The 5,222-nt window shown below is 61.1% G+C and carries 5 protein-coding genes and 1 pseudogene; 2 read left to right on the forward strand and 4 right to left on the reverse strand.

What is annotated here, in order from left to right:
• Positions 1–100: 100 nt before the first annotated feature.
• On the reverse strand, positions 101–958 hold the full coding sequence (locus ACXJKO_RS29570) for a LysR substrate-binding domain-containing protein (RefSeq protein ID WP_457094595.1): 858 nt from the start codon (positions 956–958) through the stop codon (positions 101–103).
• 279 nt (positions 959–1,237) lie between these two features.
• Here ACXJKO_RS29570 and ACXJKO_RS29575 point away from each other — a divergent pair, with 279 nt between their 5' ends.
• A complete protein-coding gene (locus ACXJKO_RS29575; protein ID WP_457094596.1) occupies positions 1,238–1,948 on the forward strand; it encodes a ribonuclease activity regulator RraA in 711 nt (236 codons plus the stop codon).
• Positions 1,945–2,871, forward strand: a complete 927-nt coding sequence (locus tag ACXJKO_RS29580) for a dihydrodipicolinate synthase family protein (protein WP_457094597.1) — start codon at positions 1,945–1,947, stop codon at positions 2,869–2,871. Before ACXJKO_RS29575 ends, ACXJKO_RS29580 begins: the two co-directional genes overlap by 4 nt.
• Before the next feature lie 83 nt (positions 2,872–2,954).
• Here the strand turns inward: ACXJKO_RS29580 and ACXJKO_RS29585 are convergent, their stop codons facing one another.
• The 3 genes and pseudogenes from ACXJKO_RS29585 to ACXJKO_RS29595 all read right to left on the reverse strand — a co-directional run.
• Positions 2,955–3,905, reverse strand: a complete 951-nt coding sequence (locus ACXJKO_RS29585; RefSeq protein ID WP_457094598.1) for a carbohydrate kinase family protein — start codon at positions 3,903–3,905, stop codon at positions 2,955–2,957.
• A 64-nt stretch (positions 3,906–3,969) separates the two neighbouring features.
• Entirely contained in the window at positions 3,970–4,908 is a 939-nt protein-coding gene (locus tag ACXJKO_RS29590) for an ABC transporter substrate-binding protein (RefSeq protein ID WP_457094599.1), read from the reverse strand.
• An 82-nt stretch (positions 4,909–4,990) separates the two neighbouring features.
• Positions 4,991–5,222: pseudogene (locus ACXJKO_RS29595) on the reverse strand (ribose ABC transporter permease); the annotation flags it as partial.

Consider the following 5,222-nt stretch of genomic DNA (forward strand, 5'->3'; position numbering starts at 1 on the left):
GACGTGGAGAAGGGCGAGGGCGAACTCAAGGTACCGGCTGGAATCTCGCTCAGGCCCAATCCGTGAGGGAAGGCCGGGCTTTAGCTCTAAAAACTCGCGATCACGCGGCTGCCGTAAGCAGGGCCTGGATCAAGCGGGTTTTGGGAGAGGTGCGGGGCCACATAAGTCCGATGTGCCGGACCGGCGCTGTGTTGGGCAAGGACAGTTTGGAAATCGATAATCCCTCCGGCCAGGGCGGGGCCCAGTCGGGCACAAGCGACACGCCGAGGCCTTTGTCGACCATGACGGCAATGGCTTCGAGCGCATCGAGCTCCAAGCGCTCCTGGGGGCGGATCCCCGCCTGCCTGAGATAGGAATCCGCCAGGCGTCCGCCCCAATGGTTTCGGTCATACCGGATGAAGGGCTGGCTTCGCAGAAGTTCATGCGGATCGCTGCCGGCAGAGGCTTCAAGCCCGATGACGACCAGAGGCTCTGTCCTTAGCAAGTGCCACTCATAGGCTTTCGGCAGGGAGAATTGAGGCTTCACCAGAATGGCGGCGTCGAGATCGCCTTCCACGACCTTGCGATAGAGTTCGATAGAGGTGCCCGGAACAACATAAAAATCCACCAGGGGTGCCTCGGCGACGAGTTGCATCAGCAGCCGGGGGAGCAGCCCCGTAAGGGCTGTCGATATAGCCCCAAGCCGGATTTCCCCTGCCAACTTCTCACCGGCGGCGAAGGCGCGCAATTCGCGCACTTCCCGCACGACCTGACGGCTGCGAGCCAGAATTGCCGTGCCGGCCTCCGTCGGTCGCACCGTGCGGCCCGCGCGGGAGAGCAGCTGCGTCCCTATCTCCTGTTCAAGCGCCTGGATGCGCTGCGCTACCGCCGCAGGCGTAACACCTAGGCGGCGGGCAGCTTCCGCCATCGATCCGGCCTCGACGACGGTTAAGAAGCTCTCGAGAAAGCGTGTGTCCATCGATAGAAAAACTATCTTCTAAATATAGCAAAGTCGAGATTTTATTTTCTCCTTCTCTGTTGCACTTTGCCCACGAAACAAGGGAAATCCGGTTGAGTCTCGGGCTGGTCAACAGGGCGTTCGCCATAGGCGGTGACTGGGAGGGGACATTGCTTAAGTCATCCCCGGTATCTCCGGTGGCGCTGTTGCCTTCCTTGCGGGCCAGCGTGCATCCTAAGTCACAGCTTCCGTCATCCGCGTCGATGGCGGCTTTATTCAGAGTAGCTAGAAGGCGTCAGCATGACACTCGACAAGAATGCCATTGAAACCCTGCGGCAGGTTTCGACCGCGACGATCACAACGATCCTGCTCAAGAAGGGCCTGCGCAATGTGTGGATGCGCGGTACGAAACCCTTGAGGCCGGGCCAGCCGCGGATCGTCGGTCCCGCCTTCACCCTGCGCTTCGTTCCGGCTCGCGAGGATCTCGCGACTCCTGCCAGCTGGGCTTCCCCGATTTCCACCCGTGCTGCCATCGAAGCCATGCCTGATGGCGTAGTTGCCGTGGTGGATGCCATGGGCGTGGAGGATGCCGGCATCTTCGGCGACATCCTGTGCGCCCGCATGGCCAAGCGTGGTGTCGCGGCTCTGGTCACCGATGGTGTTGTCCGCGACGTTGCCGGCGTGCTTGGAACCGGCCTTCCGGTTTGGTGCAATGGGGTCGCTGCTCCGCCGTCCGTGGCAGGCCTCACCTTCGTCGGCTGGCAGGAGCCAATTGCCTGCGGCGGCGTCGCGGTTTTCCCTGATGACATGATCGTGGTCGATGAGGATGGCGCCGTGTTGATCCCGGCAGCTCTTCTGAGCGAGGTGCTGACTGAAGCTCCCGAGCAGGAGCGCATGGARGCCTGGATCATGGAAGAAGTGGATCGCGACATTCCGCTGCCGGGTCTCTACCCGATGAGCGCGGAGACCAAGGCACGCTACGAGGCCTTCAAGAAGGAGCAGGGGGCATGAAGCTCGATCACACAGCAGCAGGCGTCTATACGATTGCGGCGACGCCGTTTCATCCCGATGGCCGTTTGGACACGGAATCGGTTGACCGCCTGACCGAGTTCTATATCGGCTGCGGCGTCACCGGATTGACGATCCTCGGCATCATGGGCGAAGCGCCCAAGTTGGAGCCGGAAGAATCCCTTGCTATCACGAAACAAGTCGTGAAGCGCGCGGGCGTTCCGGTGATCGTCGGCGTATCGGCTCCTGGGTTTGCGGCCATGCGTTCGCTCGCGCGCAACGTGATGGAACTCGGCGCAGCGGGTGTGATGATCGCGCCGCCGCCCTCGCTGCGGACGGACGACCAGATCGTCGGGTACTATGCCCAGGCCGTCGAAGCGATCGGCGATGACGTACCCTTCGTGATTCAGGATTRTCCGCTGACGTTGAGCGTCGTGATGACGCCTGCCGTGATCCGACGCATCGTGATGGATCATGCCTCATGCGTGATGCTGAAGCATGAGGACTGGCCGGGTCTGGAGAAGATCTCACGCCTGCGCGCCTACCAGGCATCCGGCGAGATGAAGCCGATCTCGATTCTTTGCGGCAACGGTGGCCTGTTTCTCGATTTCGAGATGGAGCGCGGCGCGGATGGCGCGATGACGGGTTATGCCTTCCCCGACATGCTGGTTGATGTTGTCAAACTGCAAAAGGAGGGCCGTCGCGACGAGGCGCACGATCTCTTCGACGCGCATCTTCCCCTGATCCGCTACGAGCAGCAGCAGGGTGTCGGCCTCGCCGTTCGCAAATATGTGCTGCAGAAGCGCGGAGCGATTGCAAGCGATGCGCAGCGCAAGCCTGCAAGCGGCCTCACGCCGACGGCCAAGGCAGAGATCGACTACCWGCTGGCCCGCGTCGGCCGGCACGATCCTCGCGCGCGTCTGTAAGAAAGTCCAAGAGCCGGTCATGCTTGTGCATCGACCGGCTCTTTCATGCTACATGCTGCTCGCGCAGAAATTCGCGAGGACCGTTAAGGTTTCTCCGCCTTGAAGCGCATGACCTCATCCCACGACGGCGGGTTGGCGCCCCGTCTCGTGCATACGATTGCGGCCGCTGTCGATGCGAAGTCCAGAGCCGCAGTGACTTGGTCCTCCGTGAGCGTGCTAATGGCCTCAAGCGTCAATTGTGACTTGGCGTCGAACCACGCGAGCAGGGCAGCGTGGAATGTATCGCCGGCTCCAACCGTATCTACCACATCGATGGAAGGAGAGGGGCGCTCGACGACGCTGTCCTTGAACACTGCCAACGGCCCCTTCGCGCCTCGCGTGATGATGACGAGCTTGGGTCCTTTTGTCAGCCAGTCTTTCGCCGCCGTCACCATATCCTTCGACGGGTAAAGCTGCTCGATATCCTCATCGCTCGCCTTGACGATGGTCGCTTGCGTCAAGAGCCGCTCGAACCGCTCGCGATAGGCCCCAAGATCACCGACGACCCGTGGACGAACATTGGGATCGAGCGATATGACCCGCGTTCCGGCTTCGCGATGGATGAGCGCTTCGACGGCGCTAGCAATCGGCTCGACGCCAAGCGAGTATGACCCGGCAGCGATGGCATGCACATCCGAAGGTAATTGTGGAGGCAGGGATGCAGGCGTGAGGGCGCGGTCGGCGCTCTCCTCGGCATAGAAGGAGTACTGGGGCTGTCCTGCAGTGGTCGTTGCGACGACGCTGAGGGTAGTCCGCTTGGAGCATGGCTGAACATAGCTCGTGCTGACCCCGGCCTCGACGAGTTTCCCCGTGAGAAACATACCGAAGGCATCGTCAGACAACGTGGAGAGAAAGGCCGAGGATCGTCCCAGGCGTCCGATGCCGATGGCGACGTTGAAGGGAGAGCCGCCTGCGACCGCTTCCGCCTGAAGCCCGGTCGGCGAGGGCACTCCGACAAAGAGGTCAATCAAGGCCTCGCCGCATACCAGAATCATGCTTCGCTCCGATAAGAAACAGCGCCGGTCCGAAGTCCGGCGCTGCTGTAAGGCATTCTATGCATCAGGAGCGCGGCGCTGACCAGCCCTGATACTGACTGACATTGTCGCGCGTGATGAGCTTCGAGGGCATGAGCGTCAAGGTATTGGCAGGCTTCCTGCCGTTGAGCGCATCGTTGCCCAGCCGAACGCCGAGCTGCGCCATGGCATAGGGATCCTGGCTGGACGAAGCCTGGATCATTGGGCTGTTGGGGTCCTTCAGCGCGGCCTCGATGTCGGGAGCGCCATCAACCGAGGTGATGATGATGTTGTTCCGGTTGAGCTGTTTGGCGGCAAGGTTAGTGCCGATGGCCTGCGGGTCGTTGATAGCAAAGACCGCATTGATATCGGGGTAGCGGGTCAGATGGCTTTGCATGATCTGCAACCCGCCCTCACGCGATCCCTTCGCGTCCTGATCGTCGGACAGCACCTTGATGCCGCTGTTCTTGGCGAAGACTTCCTTGCAGCCCTTCACCCGGTCGACCACGGCAGACACCTGGGGGCCGTTCTGAATGATGACATTGCCTTTGCCCTGAAGCTTGTCGACAATGTACTGGCAGGAGATCTGACCGGCCTGAACATTGTCCGTTGTGACCGTCAGATCGGCGCCTTTCGCGGCGGTGTCGACTGCGACTACGAGAATGCCGGCGGCCTGTGCCTTCTTGATGGCCGGTTCGACCGCATTCGGGTCACCTGGGTTCAGCAGGATCATGTCGACACCGGCGGAGATGAAGTTGTCGATATGTGTGAATTGCTTGTTGAGGTCGTAATCGAAGCCGACTGCCGTTACCTTCACATTGGGATTGATCTTCTTCGCTTCCGCTTCMGCGCCACGGGCAAGAGCCACGAAGAAAGGATTGCCCATTGAGCCCAGGGAAATGCCGACGGATTTCAATTCCTTCGCCTGGGCCGAACCGGCGCTGAGAGCGATGGCGGCGATGGCTGTCAGAAGAATGCGCTTCATATATTCCTCCACATCGTTCCTGGTCTGATTGATGCCGCGACGAGTCGACCAGACCTCGAGCGCAGTAACCGGGCCCGCAATGTCATGTGCGCGCGGACCCCTTCAGGCGGTAGCGGTCGAGCGCCACCGCGCCGATGATGACGAAGCCTTTGATGATGAACTGCCAGATGTCGGACACGCCGACGAGAATGAGGCCGTTCGACAGAACCGCAATGATGAGCGCTCCGATCAACGTGCCCCAGATCGAGCCGATGCCGCCGACAAAGCTGGTACMGCCCAGGATTACGGCGGCGATGGCATCGAGCTCGTAGGAT

Source organism: Microvirga sp. P5_D2 (assembly GCF_054049475.1).

What these genes read in the sequence shown, in the direction of transcription:
- ACXJKO_RS29570 (WP_457094595.1), bottom strand. Translation starts at nt 958, where the DNA reads ATGGACACACGCTTTCTCGAGAGCTTCTTAACCGTCGTCGAGGCCGGA.
- ACXJKO_RS29585 (WP_457094598.1), bottom strand. Translation starts at nt 3,905, where the DNA reads ATGATTCTGGTATGCGGCGAGGCCTTGATTGACCTCTTTGTCGGAGTG.